Source organism: Rhodanobacter thiooxydans LCS2 (assembly GCF_000264375.1).
Classification (GTDB): Bacteria; Pseudomonadota; Gammaproteobacteria; order Xanthomonadales; family Rhodanobacteraceae; genus Rhodanobacter; species Rhodanobacter thiooxydans.
In genome coordinates this window covers 53,264-66,617 of the sequence record NZ_AJXW01000052.1, presented here as the reverse complement: position 1 = coordinate 66,617, position 13,354 = coordinate 53,264, and the positions used below count along the sequence as shown (strand labels likewise).

The 13,354-nt window shown below is 69.1% G+C and carries 12 protein-coding genes; 4 read left to right on the top strand and 8 right to left on the bottom strand.

Annotated elements, in window-relative coordinates; all coding sequences use genetic code 11:
- Nucleotides 1–6: 6 nt before the first annotated feature.
- The gene (locus UUA_RS11395) at nucleotides 7–1,038 is read right to left on the bottom strand and encodes a CDP-glycerol glycerophosphotransferase family protein (protein ID WP_008436966.1); all 1,032 of its coding nucleotides are present in this window, start codon (nucleotides 1,036–1,038) and stop codon (nucleotides 7–9) included.
- A 150-nt stretch (nucleotides 1,039–1,188) separates the two neighbouring features.
- A complete protein-coding gene (locus UUA_RS11390; RefSeq protein WP_008436965.1) occupies nucleotides 1,189–2,004 on the bottom strand; it encodes a glycosyltransferase family 2 protein in 816 nt (271 codons plus the stop codon).
- A gap of 172 nt (nucleotides 2,005–2,176) precedes the next feature.
- Here UUA_RS11390 and UUA_RS11385 point away from each other — a divergent pair, with 172 nt between their 5' ends.
- From UUA_RS11385 to UUA_RS11375, 3 genes are read left to right on the top strand one after another with little or no spacing between them, the layout of a single operon-like run.
- On the top strand, nucleotides 2,177–3,127 hold the full coding sequence (locus tag UUA_RS11385; RefSeq protein WP_008436964.1) for a UDP-glucuronic acid decarboxylase family protein: 951 nt from the start codon (nucleotides 2,177–2,179) through the stop codon (nucleotides 3,125–3,127).
- Entirely contained in the window at nucleotides 3,124–4,062 is a 939-nt protein-coding gene (locus tag UUA_RS11380) for a glycosyltransferase family 2 protein (protein ID WP_008436963.1), read from the top strand. The genes UUA_RS11385 and UUA_RS11380 overlap by 4 nt, the downstream gene beginning before the upstream one ends.
- Before the next feature lie 9 nt (nucleotides 4,063–4,071).
- Nucleotides 4,072–4,911 (top strand): glycosyltransferase family 2 protein, encoded by an 840-nt coding sequence (locus tag UUA_RS11375; RefSeq protein WP_008436962.1) that lies wholly within the window; start codon nucleotides 4,072–4,074, stop codon nucleotides 4,909–4,911.
- Here the strand turns inward: UUA_RS11375 and UUA_RS11370 are convergent.
- The 6 genes from UUA_RS11370 to def all read right to left on the bottom strand — a co-directional run bounded on the left by UUA_RS11370 (nucleotide 4,899) and on the right by def (nucleotide 12,007).
- Nucleotides 4,899–5,900 (bottom strand): glycosyltransferase, encoded by a 1,002-nt coding sequence (locus tag UUA_RS11370; RefSeq protein ID WP_008436961.1) that lies wholly within the window; start codon nucleotides 5,898–5,900, stop codon nucleotides 4,899–4,901. The two genes, UUA_RS11375 and UUA_RS11370, sit on opposite strands and share 13 nt — an antisense overlap.
- Before the next feature lie 5 nt (nucleotides 5,901–5,905).
- The gene (locus UUA_RS11365; RefSeq protein WP_235605862.1) at nucleotides 5,906–7,159 is read right to left on the bottom strand and encodes an O-antigen ligase family protein; all 1,254 of its coding nucleotides are present in this window, start codon (nucleotides 7,157–7,159) and stop codon (nucleotides 5,906–5,908) included.
- A gap of 312 nt (nucleotides 7,160–7,471) precedes the next feature.
- Entirely contained in the window at nucleotides 7,472–9,187 is a 1,716-nt protein-coding gene (locus UUA_RS11360) for an ArnT family glycosyltransferase (protein ID WP_008436958.1), read from the bottom strand.
- Between the two features lie 74 nt (nucleotides 9,188–9,261).
- Complete coding sequence (gene rsmB, locus UUA_RS11355) at nucleotides 9,262–10,563, bottom strand: 16S rRNA (cytosine(967)-C(5))-methyltransferase RsmB (RefSeq protein ID WP_008436956.1); 1,302 nt, start codon at nucleotides 10,561–10,563, stop codon at nucleotides 9,262–9,264.
- The gene (gene fmt, locus UUA_RS11350; RefSeq protein ID WP_193385133.1) at nucleotides 10,560–11,486 is read right to left on the bottom strand and encodes a methionyl-tRNA formyltransferase; all 927 of its coding nucleotides are present in this window, start codon (nucleotides 11,484–11,486) and stop codon (nucleotides 10,560–10,562) included. The genes rsmB and fmt overlap by 4 nt, the downstream gene beginning before the upstream one ends.
- Before the next feature lie 11 nt (nucleotides 11,487–11,497).
- Complete coding sequence (gene def, locus UUA_RS11345; protein WP_008436954.1) at nucleotides 11,498–12,007, bottom strand: peptide deformylase; 510 nt, start codon at nucleotides 12,005–12,007, stop codon at nucleotides 11,498–11,500.
- Nucleotides 12,008–12,195: 188 nt separating this feature from the next.
- Between def and UUA_RS11340 the strand changes: the two genes are divergently transcribed.
- The gene (locus UUA_RS11340; protein ID WP_008436953.1) at nucleotides 12,196–13,317 is read left to right on the top strand and encodes a LysM peptidoglycan-binding domain-containing protein; all 1,122 of its coding nucleotides are present in this window, start codon (nucleotides 12,196–12,198) and stop codon (nucleotides 13,315–13,317) included.
- The last annotated feature ends 37 nt before the right edge of the window (nucleotides 13,318–13,354 follow it).

The window sequence follows — 13,354 nt, the reverse complement described above, 5'->3', positions numbered from 1 at the left end:
GGCGGCTCAGGCCGGGCCCCAGTAGCCGATGCGCCGGCGGATCTTCAGCTTGCGCCACAGGTTCAGCGGCTTGCGCCGGCGATTCTTCGCGCCGCGGGCGATGAAGGCGTCGATCGCGTCCAGCACGCGTTCGCTGGAGCGACCGTCGCGGTAGGGGTGAATCGCGTCGGCGTAGTCACGGATCGCCTGCAGCAGCTCCGGCGGCCGCGCCAGTGCGCGCCCGATCGCGCTCTCGAACTGCGCCGGGTCGTCGATGTCGATCAGCTGCGGGCCGGGCCGGCGGTTCTTGAACGTCACCACCGGCTTGCCGGTGAGCAGGAACTCGCTGAGCGCCGAGGAGGTGTCCGAGCACATCAGGTCGACCTGCGGGAACAGCTCCAGGATGTTGTCGTTCTCGGCGAAGGTGAGGTACTCGTTCTGCAGCGCCTTGAACTTCGCCGTGGTTTCCGGGTTCATCTTCGGGTGGAAGGTGACGATCCAGCGCCAGCGGCCATCGCGCGACAGCCGCTTCACTTCCTCGTACAGCGTCTCGGCCGCGCTCCACGATGGCGAGAAGGTGGAGTGATACAGGATCACCGGCGGCGTGCGCACCGGCGGCAGCGGGCCGTCGATCCCCTGCATGAACGGGTCGAGCTTGGGGAAGCCGGTCTCGATCACGCTGAAATGCCCCACCTTGTCCGCGATCGCCTGGAACTGCGCGGTGTCGCGTGGGCCGGTGGTGCAGTACAGGTCGAAGAAGCCGCGCACGTAGATATGCCGCGGCTTGCCGGCGTCGAAGCCGTGAAAGGTCTCCACCTTCACCCCGGGGAAGAAGTGCGGCACCGCATTGGACGAGGTGATCACCGCGAGCGGTTGCCACGCGCGCACCTCGGCCACGCTCAGCAGGCGTTCGCCCGCGACCAGGTCCTCCGCGCCGGGGCCGTCGAAGAACCAGGCCGCCTCGTCGCCGCGGGCGCGGATGGCTTCCTGCAGCGGGCGCAGGATGGCCAGCGCGTAGCGTTCGGAGCCGTAGAGCAGGTAGTGTTTTCTGGAAGACATGGGCGAGTCGGGCGTGGTGTGAATTGCAAAAGGTTATGGCAAGCCTCGTACCCTCGCCTCGGTCCTCTCACCGCGAGGGGACTCCCTGTGTCGCCGAGGCGGAGGTGCCGGGCGGGTTCGCTTGAGCATGCTGCGTCGCGAACCCGTACTTCAGCGATCCAGCTGATGCTTGTTCAATAAATCGGCCGCGTCCGCGACCGACTCGGGATTGTTGACCATCTCGTAGTAGCGCATGCGCTTGTACAGCGCGTAGCTGGCGGCGGTCTGTGCGATCAGGAAGCCGCGCCAGCCGTCCAGGCAGGCCAGCCGGAACAGGTAATCCTTGAGGAAGGCCAGCGCGTAGACGAACGGCGCCTGCCACATCCGCGCCGGCTTGCGCCGGTCCAGCCAGTCGCGGCACTTCAGTTCGGCGTAGCGCAGCACCTTGAGCTGCTTGTGCGCCAGGGTGGGGTTGTTGGCGTGGTCGAACGGCGCGTCGAAGGTGGGCGCGCGGCCCTCGAAACGCAGCGACTCGTGCACCCGCACGTCGCTCCAGCGCGCGCGGCCGCGGTGGTACAGCCGCGCCAGCTTCTCGCCCACGTTCGGCCGATACCAGCGCATCGGCCGGCCCATGTAGATCGTGCGCCGGCGCAGGTACGCCGCTGGCGCATCGCCGGCGATCAGCGCGGGCAAGCGGCGTTCCAGCTCGGCGGCGAGTTCCGGGCTGAGGTATTCGTCGGCGTCCAGCACCAGGATCCAGTCGTGCGCGCACTGCGTGGTGGCGAAGTTGCGCTGCGCGCCGAAACCCAGCCAGTCCTGGTGCACCACCCGCGCGCCATGCGCCTGCGCGATCGCCACCGTGTCGTCGTCGCTGCCGGAGTCGACCACCAGCTTCTCGGCCGCGAACGGCACGCTGTCCAGGCAGCGCGCGATGCTGCCGGCCTCGTTGCGGGTGATGACGGCGAGGGTCAGCGGGAACGTGGGCATGGGCGGATTCTAGCCGAAGCGGGGATTGCGCCCGCGCGCCGGCGGCCTGAACGGGTTCTGCATCGGGCCAAGCCGGTCGCATCCTTGCGCGGGAATCCGTGACACTATGCGCCGGTCGACCGGGGGGCCGGCGTCACCTTTCCTTTCTCGCAACGGTAGCCAACGGCAGCGCATGAAACGGATCCTCGTCACCGGCGGCGCCGGCTTCCTCGGTTCGCACCTGTGCGATCGCCTGCTCCACGACGGCCACGACGTGCTGTGCGTGGACAACTTCTTCACCGGCAGCAAGCGCAACGTGGCGCACCTGCTCAGCCACCCGTACTTCGAGCTGATGCGCCACGACGTGACCTTCCCGCTGTACGTGGAAGTGGAGCGCATCTTCAACCTGGCCTGCCCAGCCTCGCCGGTGCACTACCAGCACGACCCGGTGCAGACCACCAAGACCAGCGTGCACGGCGCGATCAACATGCTGGGCCTGGCCAAGCGGGTAAAGGCACGCATCCTGCAGGCCTCCACCAGCGAGGTCTACGGCGACCCGGAAGTGCACCCGCAGATCGAGGGCTACTGGGGCAAGGTCAATCCGATCGGCATCCGCAGTTGCTACGACGAGGGCAAGCGCTGCGCCGAGACGCTGTTCTTCGACTACCACCGCCAGCACGCGCTGGACATCAAGGTGGTGCGCATCTTCAATACCTACGGTCCGCGCATGCACCCCAACGACGGCCGGGTGGTGAGCAACTTCATCATGCAGGCGCTGCGCGGCGAGGACATCACCATTTACGGCGACGGCAGCCAGACGCGCAGCTTCTGCTACGTCGACGACCTGATCGAGGCGATCGTGCGCATGATGGAATCCGAGCGCGGCTTCACCGGCCCGGTGAACATCGGCAACCCGGTCGAGCACACCATGCTGGAGCTGGCCGAGAAGGTGCTGGCCCTGGTCGGCGGCCGCTCGAAGCTGGTGTACCGGCCGTTGCCGTCGGACGATCCGCGCCAGCGCCAGCCCGACATCGGCGTGGCGCGCGGGCAGCTCGGCTGGCAGCCGACGGTGGCGCTGGAGGACGGCCTGAAGGAAACCATCGGCTACTTCCGCCGCCTGCTGCAGGACGGTGCCGCGGCATGACCAGCTTCGCGGTCGTGGTCACCAGCTACAACTACCGTGCGTTCGTCGGCACCGCGATCGACAGCGCGCTGGCGCAGAGCCGCGCGCCGATGCAGGTGATCGTGGTCGACGACGGTTCCACCGACGGCACGCCGGCCCACCTGCGCGAGCGCTACGGCCACGATCCGCGGGTCACCCTGGTCTGCGGCGAAAACGGGGGCCAGCTGGTGGCGTTCCAGCGCGGCGTGGCGCATGCCCGCGCGGACGTGGTCTGCTTCCTCGATGCCGACGACCGCTGGGCGCCGGATTACCTGGCGCACCTGGGGGAACTCTACGACCGCCGCCGCGACGTCGACTTCGTGTTCTCCGACATGCAGCTGTTCGGCGACGAGCAGCGCTGGGAGGGTTACGCCGAGCACTCGCGCGACCTCGGTTTCACCGCGATCAGCACCTATGCGCTGATGCACTGGTACGGCGCGCCAACCTCGGCGCTGTCGATGCGGGCGCTGTGGGCGCGCCGCACGCTGGAGCTGCCGGCGGAGCTGGGCCAGACCTGGCGGCTGTCCGCCGACAACTGCCTGGTGTTCGGCGCCAGTGTGCTGGGCGCGCGCAAATACTACCTGCGCACTGGCGCGGTGCATTACCGCATCCATGGCAACAACGGCTGGTGGGGCCGGCAGACGCCGGCCACGACCTACCTCAACCGGTTCCGCTCGCGCTGCCTGATCGGGATCTACGCCCGCAGCATCGGCCTGGACGAGCGCTGCCTGGAAAGCGTCAAGCACGAGTTCCGCACCAAGCCGGATCCCTCCTGGCGCGAGGCCCGGCACTACGCGAAGCTGGCGCGCCTGCGCCACGGCTCGTGGCTGCGCAACCTGCAGCACGCCGCGTCGATCCTGTGGTCGACGCTCAAGCGGCGCCGGCCCGGGGCGGCCACGCGGCCGGCGACGGACTAGCGGGTCGCCATGCGCATCAGCGTTGCCGTGATCACCTACAACTGGCCCGCGGCACTGGAACGGGTGCTGCGCGCGCTGGCCGCGCAGAGCGAGCTGCCGCACGAGGTGATCGTCACCGACGACGGCTCGCGCGAGGAAACCCGCCAGCTGCTCGAACGGCTGGCCGCCGACTACCCGGTGCGCCTGGTGCACCTGTGGCAGCCCGACGACGGCGCGCGCATGAGCCGCGCACGCAACCGCGCCATCGCCGCTGCGCAGGGCGACTACGTGATCCTGCTCGACGGCGACATGGTCGCCGAGCGGCACTTCGTCGCCGACCATCGGGCGTTCGCGCGCCGCGGCTGCTTCGTGCAGGGCTCGCGCGTGCTGACCGACGCCGCGCTCACCGCGCGCATGCTCGAGCGCGGCGCAGCCACGCCGGACTTCTTCAGCCGCGGCATCGAGCGGCGCCGGCACACCTTGCGCCTGCCGTGGCTGGCACGCTGGTATGCCCGGCCCGGGACCAAACAGCGCGGCATCAAGAGCTGCAACATGGCGTTCTGGCGCGACGACCTGCTGCGCCTGAACGGCTTCAACGAGGCGATGACCGGCTGGGGCCGCGAGGATACCGAGCTGGCGCTGCGCGCGTTCCATGCCGGGCTGCTGCGGCGTGAGCTGCGCTTCAGCGCGCTGGCCACCCACCTCTACCACCTCACCCGCAAGCATGTCGTCGGCAACCCGAACGACCGCATCGTGGACGACACGCGCTCGCGCCGGCTGCTACGTTGCGAGCGCGGCGTCGAGCAGCATCTGGCCGAGTTCGCCGCGGCGCCGCCCGACTTGCGCGCGAGACCGGCTCAGCCGAGCTGACGCAAGGCGGCGTCCAGCCGCGCGGCGAAGCCGGCCTCGTTCGACTCGAACCAGGCCCGCGCCTGTGCGCCCAGCGCCGCGCGTTCGGGTCCACTCATCGCCAGCAGGCGTCCGATGGCGGCCTCCAGCGCCGCCTCGTCGAAGCGGTGCAGTGTGCTCAGGTTGAATGGCCCGGTTTCACCCGCGTCGATCAGGATGCCGCGTGCCGGGGTGACCAGTTCGTTCATCGGCGGTGCGTTGCAGGTGAGCACCACCGCTCCGCAGCTCATCGCCTCCACCAGGTAGTGGCCCCAGCCCTCGGTCTCCGACAGGCACAGGTGAAACAGGTGGGTGTTCTGCAGCCGGTGGATCTCGCGCACGTCGCCCGGGTAGCCGATCCGGTGCTCGATGTTGTCCGGCAGCGGCCCGGTCAGCGGGATGGCGGTGCGCGGCGACTGCAGTACCAGCAGCCGCGGCCATTCCGGATGCCGCTGCCACAGTGCCAGCAGCCGCTGGGTGCCCTTCATCCGGCTGGCGCCGGCCAGGTGCAGGAAGGTCGGTTGCCGCGGAATCTCCGGCAGCAGGCAATCGGTGCTGCGGAAGCCGATATGCAGGGCGCGGCAACCGCGGGCCGAGAACAGCTCGACGGCATGACGGGTCTTGCACAGGATCGCGTCGTGGCGGGTCAGGTAGCGCTGGCTGCGCGACGACAGCCATTCCGGATTCGGCACCAGCAGGTTCAGCCGGGCCAGCCCGAACCAGTCGGGGCGCACATGCTCCAGCGCGATGTTGATGTCGTACGGCGTGGCATGCCGGTCGGCATGGCGCAGTCGTTGCCACCACATGCGCGCGTGCGCCAGCCATGCCTTGCTGCGGCCGTCATGCCGGTGCGGGCCGAGCCGGGTCACCTGGACCTGGTGGCCGAGCGCAACCAGGGCCGAAGACAGCAGCCGGATGTCGTGGCTGAGGCCACGCTGGTTGTCCCATGCAAGCAGATTGATGCGGGCCATGGGGATCAGCGGGATGGGACGCTGCAGCGCAGGCGGCCGATGCTGACGGCCAGGCCCGACACCAGGAACAGATAAAGCGATTGCGGCATGGCCCGGTAGAACACGTTGTCGCCGAACGCGCACAAGACGTACATGCCGATCACCATCACGCCGGCAGCGGCCGCCGCGGCGACCGGCTCCTGCGGGTGGCCGAGGTGGCGGGCGAAAAAACCCAGCGGCACGGCCAGGAACAGCAGCAGCACCAGCAGCGCGGGCACGCCGCCGGCCACCATCGACTCAAGGTATTCGCTGTGCGGATGCACATACTTGGCGATCAGCGGACTGGCCTGGCCCATGGCCACCTGCTCGCGCACATAGACGCCGAACTGATCCAGCCCGATGCCTGCCAGCGGGTGCTCGCAGAATGCCTGCCACGCCGTACGCCACATCTCCAGCCGTTCGCCGACGGCGGTGGCGCCGCCATCGCTGCCGCCGTTGCCGAAACTGGCGATCTGGGCCGGGACGTCGGTCAGCCGCTCGACCATCTCCCGGTGCAGCGTGGCGGTGACCGCCAGCATGCCGAGCACGGTCACCGCGAACAACAGCAGAACCCGGCGCCAATGGCGCGAGCGCATGGCGTACCACAGCATCAGCCCAAGGTAGACCGGAGCGAACGACAGCAGCGGTCCGCGGCTCTGGGTCAGCACCGCGCCGTACAGGCCGACCACCATCGCCGCGACGTGCAGCCAACGCTCGCCGCGCGAGATCCCCGGCCGCAGCGCCTGCAACATCGCCAGCAGCACCAGCACCAGCAGGTACATCGCAAACTCGACGGCGGCCCAGTCACCGCCGTTCAATCCGTAGGGACGATCGACACCCAGCACGTAGCGCTGGTACAGGCTCGCTGCGCCCAGCAGCACGGCGGTCAGGCTAAAGCCGATCGCGACCACCCGCTGCTTCACCGGCAGGGTGAACACGGCCGCGATGCCCAGGAACAGCACGGTCTGCGCCGGCAGGTCGAGGGTGGACCAGTCGAGCCGGTGGCTGAGGAAGTTGCCGATGTCGTACAGCAGGCGCAACGCGCAGACGGCGATGACCGGCCAGGCCAGTCGCCAGGCCTGCCGGCTCTCCGCCCGCGTGGCCAGCAGGACCACGCCGACCACGAACAGCAGGGTCATCGGCAGGATCTTGAAGCGCCCGGATACGGCGAAACACAGCGGCATGATTGCCAGCAGCAGCGAAACGGTCCAGAGCTGCCATGAAGCGGGTTGAGCGCGCACGCGAGAAACCTGTCGAACCAACGTGTAATCCCTGTCTGATAATGCTAACGGGCCAGCGTCCTCGACACGGCATGTGCGCGTTGCATCGTAACGAGTAGGTTCATCTTCCATGTGCGCCGTTCCATGGGCATGTCGTGAAGTTGCGAAGCACGTCACCGCTCAGGGCTTGTGAAGAAAACCACTTCCTGTGGTTTTCTTCAGTCGCGAGTCCGGCACATGTCCGGACTCGCTCACGCGAATCAGGCACTTGCGTGCCCGATCCGCGTCCGGCCATCCATGGCCGGGCTTCGAGGTTGAAAAACTCACAACCTCTCAGGGCGCGTCGTCCGCTTCCTGGTCCACGGCGATGCCGGGCACGCAGCCGGGCGTCACTGCTTCCACCTTGAACATCCACCACTCGCGGCGGTTGGCGTGACCCACGTAGGTGGCGTGATGACGATCCACACACGTGCCCATCGCCTCATCGAGGCTGAAGATCCAGCGCTGCGCAGGATCTTGCCGGAGCCAGTCGATCGCCTCCGCATATTGTTGCGGCCAGGGTTTCAGGAAGCCGAACTCGGCGACCGGGCCTTGTGCCATCAGCAGGTTCTGCTCCTTCCAGGCGAGCAGGCCGATGGTGGCGTCCGGCCCGGCGACCGCGCGTGCCTGCACCATCACATCGCGCGCCGAGCGGTCGCCGTTGAGCATCGGGTAGCCCCACAGCCCATACACGCTCCACAGCACGCCGGCGAACAGCAGCCAGCCCAGCGGCGCGCGGCGCACCCGGGTGAGTGCGGTGATGACCAGGCCGGCCACGCCGATGCTCAGCAGCATCCACCAGATCTGCGGGTCGAGGCTCTGCTCGATCTTCACCGCCCAGGCCGGATGGCGATGGATCGCCAGCGCGGCGGCGAGGCTCAGGCCGCCGGCCAGCAGCACGGTCAGCGTGCACACCGCGATGCGCACGCCGCGCCGGCGCAGCAGACCGGGCAACAGCGGCGCCAGCGCCAGCGCGGTCATCGGCAGCGCCGGCAGGATGTAGACGTCGCGCTTGCCCGGGCTGAGCGAGAAGAACAGCACGATCAGCACGATCCAGCCCAGCGGCAGCAGGAAGCGCGCATCGCGCCGCTTCAGCCTCCGCCACCACGCCGGCAGCGCCCACGGCAGCAGCAGCGACAGCGGCAGCCAGTCGACCGCGATGATGCCGAGGAAGTAGAACGGCGAGTGGATGTGCCCGGTCGGCGTGGCGTAGCGGTGCACGGTCTGCCCGAACAGGATGTTCTGCACGTACTCGGCGTGCTGCGGGTCGCCGTCGGCATGCGCCACCAGCAGCATTGGCAGCAGCCAGCCGAGAATCGGCAGGAAAAACATCGCCAGCCCGCCGGCCCAGCGCCAGCCGCCGACGGGCAGCGCCAGGTGCCGCCAGTGGCCGCGGCGCGCCACCAGGTACGGCACCAGCATCAAGAGCGCCAGCACGCCGACGCCCTTGGTCGCCACGCCCAGCCCGGCGAAGAAGCAGCCGGCGGCGAACCAGCGCCACGACGGCCCCAGCAGTAGATGGCGCAGCAGGCCGTAGTTGGCCAGGGTCATCCAGCCCAGCAGCAGCGGGTCGATCTGCGCGTTGCGCATCTGGTAGGTGAAGTGGATGGTGACCAGCAGCGTGGCCGCGGCCAGCAGCGCGCTGCGGTGGTTCCACAGCCGCCGCGCAAGATCGTAGACCAGCGCCAGCACGGTGAATGCGGCGAGCAGCGAGGGCAGCAGGAAGGCGATGCGCCAGTCGCGCACCAGGTAGTAGCTGAGCGCCTGCAGCCACATGAACACCGGTGGCTTGTCCGGGTACAGCTCGTGGCCGCGGTGTGGGAACAGCCACTGGCCGTACTCGACCATCCATTGCGCTACCAGCGCGAAGCGCGGCTCGTCGGACGGCCATGGGTCGCGCAGGCCGATGCCGAGGCCGAGCAGCAACAGCGCAAACGCGCCAAACAGCAGCAGTTCGGTGCGGGCGCTGCGCAGCCACAGCGGGTGCGCATGGGAGAGGGAGGGCTTCACGCGGGAGGGTCGGCGGCGGTCGGGGAAGTGCCAAGCATAGCCCGGCCAGCCATCCTGCCAAGCCGGCGAGCTGCCTAGCGGGACTTCTGCAGCACCGCGTAGTACATGCCGTCGAGGTCGCCGTCACCAGGCAGGATCTGCCAGCCGACGGCGGCGGGCTGACCCACCGGCAGGGTGAACGGCACGGCCTGCGCATCGGCTTGCGCGGCCAGCAGTTCGCCGACGATCGCCTCGTTCTCCGCACGCAGCACCGAACAGGTGACGTAGAGCAGCCGCCCGCCCGGCGCCAGCAGCGGCCACAGTGCGGCGAGCAGGCGGCGCTGCTGCGCCTGCATCGCGGCGATGTCACTCTCGCGCCGGTGCAGCCGCACGTCCGGGCGACGGCGCAGCACCCCGCTGGCCGAGCACGGCGCGTCGAGCAGAATCCGGTCGAACGGCCGGCCGTCCCACCAGCCCTTCGGTGCGCCGGCATCGCCGGTCACGATCTTCGCGTCCAGGCGCAGGCGCATCAGGTTCTGGCGGATGCGTTCGGCGCGCGCGGGATCGAACTCCAGCGCGGTCAGCGCAATGTCGGCGCGTTCGAGCAGGTGGCAGGCCTTGCCGCCGGGGGCGGCGCAGGCGTCCAGCACGCGCAGGCCATCGTGCAGGTCGGCGAGGTCGGCGGCAACCTGGGCGGCGCCGTCCTGCACCGCGAACAGGCCATCGTCGAAGCCGGGCAGGCGGGTGACGTCGCTGCTGTGCGGCAGCACCAGCGCATCGGCCAGCCAGGGATGCGCAGTCGCGGCGTAACCGGCGGCCTGCAGGCGCGCGATCAGCGCTTCACGCTCGCTGCGCCGGCGGTTGACCCGCAGCATCAGCGGCGGCTCGTTGTTGTCGGCGGTCATCACCGCCTCGGCCTGCTGCGGCCAGTCGCGCTGCAGCGCGGTGGCCAGCCAGGCCGGATGGGCGTGGCGGGTCTGCGGCCTGGCGTCGAGTTTCGCCAGCCGGCTTTCGCGCTCGCGCTGCCAGCGCCGCAGCACGGCGTTGACCAGGCCGGCCAGCGGCGGCCGCTTGAGCGCGCGCACCGCTTCGACCGTGGCGGCCACCGCGGCGTAGTCCCGCAGTTCGAGGATCTCCAGCTGGACCAGACCGAGCACCAGCAGCGCGTGCACGGCCGGCTCCTTGTGGCGCAGGGATTTCTCCAGCAGGTCGTCGACCGCCGGGTCGAAACGCAGCCACCAGCGTGCGCCTTCGCTGAGCAGGGCCATCAGCAGGGCGCGGTCGCGCGGGTCGGGCAGCCGCGGCGCGGAGCGCTCCATCACCTCGCGCAGCGAGGCGCCGCGCAGGGCGATCTCGGCCAGCCCCCTGGCGGCCAGTGCGCGGGTGTCGGCCTTCATCGGCGCTGACGCAGTTCGGGGCGGGCGTTGAGGTAGTCGATCGCACCGATGCGCTTGCCGCCGGCACGCTGCACCGCGGTGACGCGCAGCGCGCCGTGCCCGCAAGCGAGGTCGATGCCGTCGCGGCCGGCGGCCAGCACGCTGCCCGGGGCGGCGTGGTGGTCCGCCTCGATCGCATGGGCGGCCCAGATCCGCAGTGGTTCGCCGGCGATCTCGCCTTCGGCCACCGGCCACGGATCGAACGCCCGCACCTGGCGTTCCAGTTCGATCGCGGGGCGGTTGAAGTCCAGTTTTGCCTCGGCCTTGTCCAACTTGTGCGCGTAGGTCACGCCGTGCTTCGGTTGTGGCGTGGCGGCCAGCACCTCGCCGGCCAGCGTACGGCGCAGGCCGTCGGCCAGTACCTCCGCACCCAGCAGGGAGAGGCGGTCGTGCAGCGAGCCGCCGGTGTCGTCGCGGCCGATCGGGGTGCGTCGTTCGAGCAGCACCGGGCCGGTGTCCAGGCCCGCCTCCATCTGCATCAGGTCGACTCCGCTCTCGGCGTCGCCGGCCAGGATCGCGCGCTGGATCGGCGCCGCGCCGCGCCAGCGCGGCAGCAGGCTGGCGTGCACGTTCCAGCAGCCGAGCCGCGGAATCGCCAGCACCTTGCGCGGCAGGATCAGGCCGTAGGCCACCACCACCAGCAGGTCCGGCCGGTACGCGGCCAGCGCCTGTTGCGCGTCAGCGGACTTCAGTGATTCGGGTTGCTCCACCACGATGCCGGCGGCCAGCGCGGCCTGCTTCACCGGGCTGGGCGCGAGCTGGCGGCCGCGGCCGGCGGGTCGGTCGGGCTGGGTATAGACGGCCACCACCTCGGCGCCGCTGGCGCGGCAGGCTTCGAGATAAGGCACGGAGAATTCCGGGGTGCCGGCAAAGACCAGCCGCAGGGGCCGGGGGCTCAAGCGCTGGCCGCCTGCTTGCGATGCTTCTCCAGCCGCTTCAGCAGCAGGCTGCGTTTCAGCGGCGACAGGTAGTCGACGAACACCTTGCCTTCCAGGTGATCCATCTCGTGCTGCACGGCCACCGCCAGCGGGCCTTCTGCCTCGTAGACGAAGTCCTTCCCGTCGGGGTCCTGCGCCTTCACCTTCACCTTCAGCGCCCGGGTCACGTCGGCGTACAGGCCGGGGAAGGACAGGCAGCCCTCCTGGTACACCTGGGCGCCGTCCTTCGCCACGATCTCGGCGTTGATCAGCACCAGCGGCTGGTTGCGCTCCTCGCTCATGTCGATCACCAGTACGCGCTGGTGCACGTTGACCTGGGTGGCGGCGAGGCCGACGCCGTTGGCGGCGTACATGGTTTCGAACATGTCGGCGACGAACTGCTTCAGGTTCGCGTCGAACACGCTCACCGGCGCGGCGCGGGTGCGCAGCCGGGGGTCGGGGAATTCAAGGATCGAAAGAACGGACATGGCATCACCTCAGCGCCGAAAATGCGGGCGAATTGGTAAAAAGCCAGCCGCAGCGCCATCTAGAATGGGCCTCATTGTACGTCGGCAAGCGCCCGAGTACAGACGATTTTTGCCAACTCGCGCCTGTTGCGCGCATTAACCATTCGGTTACACTCGACCGAGCATCTGGGGAAGGGGGATTCCCGCCAATGATCAAGAAAATTATCGTGTTGCTGGCCGGCATGCTGGTCACCGTGGCCGTCTATGCGGCCGGTGCGCAACTGCGTAGCGATCATCCGGACAGCTACACCGTGCGCCGGGGCGATACCCTCTGGGACATCTCCGCCAAGTTCCTGTCCAAGCCGTGGCTGTGGCCGGAAATCTGGCAGGCCAACCCGCAGGTGCGCAACCCCCACCTGATCTACCCCGGCGACGTGCTCAACCTGTCCTTCATCAACGGTCCGCGTCTTGGCCTGCAGCCGAGCGTGCATCGCGAAGGCGAGGCGGTGCCGGCGATCCCGCTGTCCGAGCTGAAGATGTTCCTGAAGGACATGCGGGTGATGGACTCGAACGCGGTCAGCTCCGCGCCGTACGTGGTCGGCCTCGAGGAATCGCGCCTGCGTGGCGCGGTCGGCCAGAACATCTACGTGCGCGGCCTGCAGGGTGAGCCGGGCCAGCGCTGGGCGATCGTGCGGCCGAGCCACGTGTTCCGCGGTTTCAATCAGGGTGACGCGGCCAGCGCCGACCTGGTCGCGCATGACCTGGACAGCAACGCGGCGATGGTCAATGCGCCGTGGCGCGAGGATTCGCGCAACGACGGCCACTACGGCAAGGGCGACGACCTCGGCGTCGAGGTCAGCGTGATCGGCACCGCCGAGACGCTGCGCACCGGCGACCCGGCGACCCTGCTGCTGCTCGGCGCCACCCAGGAGATCCGCAGCGGCGATCGCATCATGCCGATCGACGACAAGCCGTACGACGCCTACTACTACCCGCATGCGCCGAAGTCGGTACCGGCCAACGCCAAGGTGATCGGCTTCGCCGACGCGATGGATGCGGCCGGGTCGCGCCAGGTGGTCATGTTGTCGATCGGCGCGAAGGACGGCGTGGACAACGGCCAGACCTACACGATGATGCAGCCCGGCGAGACGATCCACGACGACGTGGCCAGCAACAGCTGGCGGCGTGGGGTGGGCGAGAAGGTCAAATTGCCCGACGAGTACATCGGCCACGTGATGGTGTTCCGCACCTTCGACCGGGTCAGCTACGGCCTGGTGATGGATGGCCTGCGGCCGGTGCACATCGGTTCCCGTCTGGTCATGCCCGAATAGGAGCCTGCGACCAGCGTTGCGGCATCTGCCTACAGGA

Excerpts from the sequence above, each read along its gene's own strand:
- UUA_RS11395 (WP_008436966.1), bottom strand. The coding sequence starts at position 1,038 with ATGTCTTCCAGAAAACACTACCTGCTCTACGGCTCCGAACGCTACGCG.
- UUA_RS11390 (WP_008436965.1), bottom strand. The coding sequence starts at position 2,004 with ATGCCCACGTTCCCGCTGACCCTCGCCGTCATCACCCGCAACGAGGCC.
- UUA_RS11385 (WP_008436964.1), top strand. The coding sequence starts at position 2,177 with ATGAAACGGATCCTCGTCACCGGCGGCGCCGGCTTCCTCGGTTCGCAC.
- UUA_RS11380 (WP_008436963.1), top strand. The coding sequence starts at position 3,124 with ATGACCAGCTTCGCGGTCGTGGTCACCAGCTACAACTACCGTGCGTTC.
- UUA_RS11375 (WP_008436962.1), top strand. The coding sequence starts at position 4,072 with ATGCGCATCAGCGTTGCCGTGATCACCTACAACTGGCCCGCGGCACTG.
- UUA_RS11370 (WP_008436961.1), bottom strand. The coding sequence starts at position 5,900 with ATGGCCCGCATCAATCTGCTTGCATGGGACAACCAGCGTGGCCTCAGC.
- rsmB (WP_008436956.1), bottom strand. The coding sequence starts at position 10,563 with ATGAAGGCCGACACCCGCGCACTGGCCGCCAGGGGGCTGGCCGAGATC.
- def (WP_008436954.1), bottom strand. The coding sequence starts at position 12,007 with ATGTCCGTTCTTTCGATCCTTGAATTCCCCGACCCCCGGCTGCGCACC.
- UUA_RS11340 (WP_008436953.1), top strand. The coding sequence starts at position 12,196 with ATGATCAAGAAAATTATCGTGTTGCTGGCCGGCATGCTGGTCACCGTG.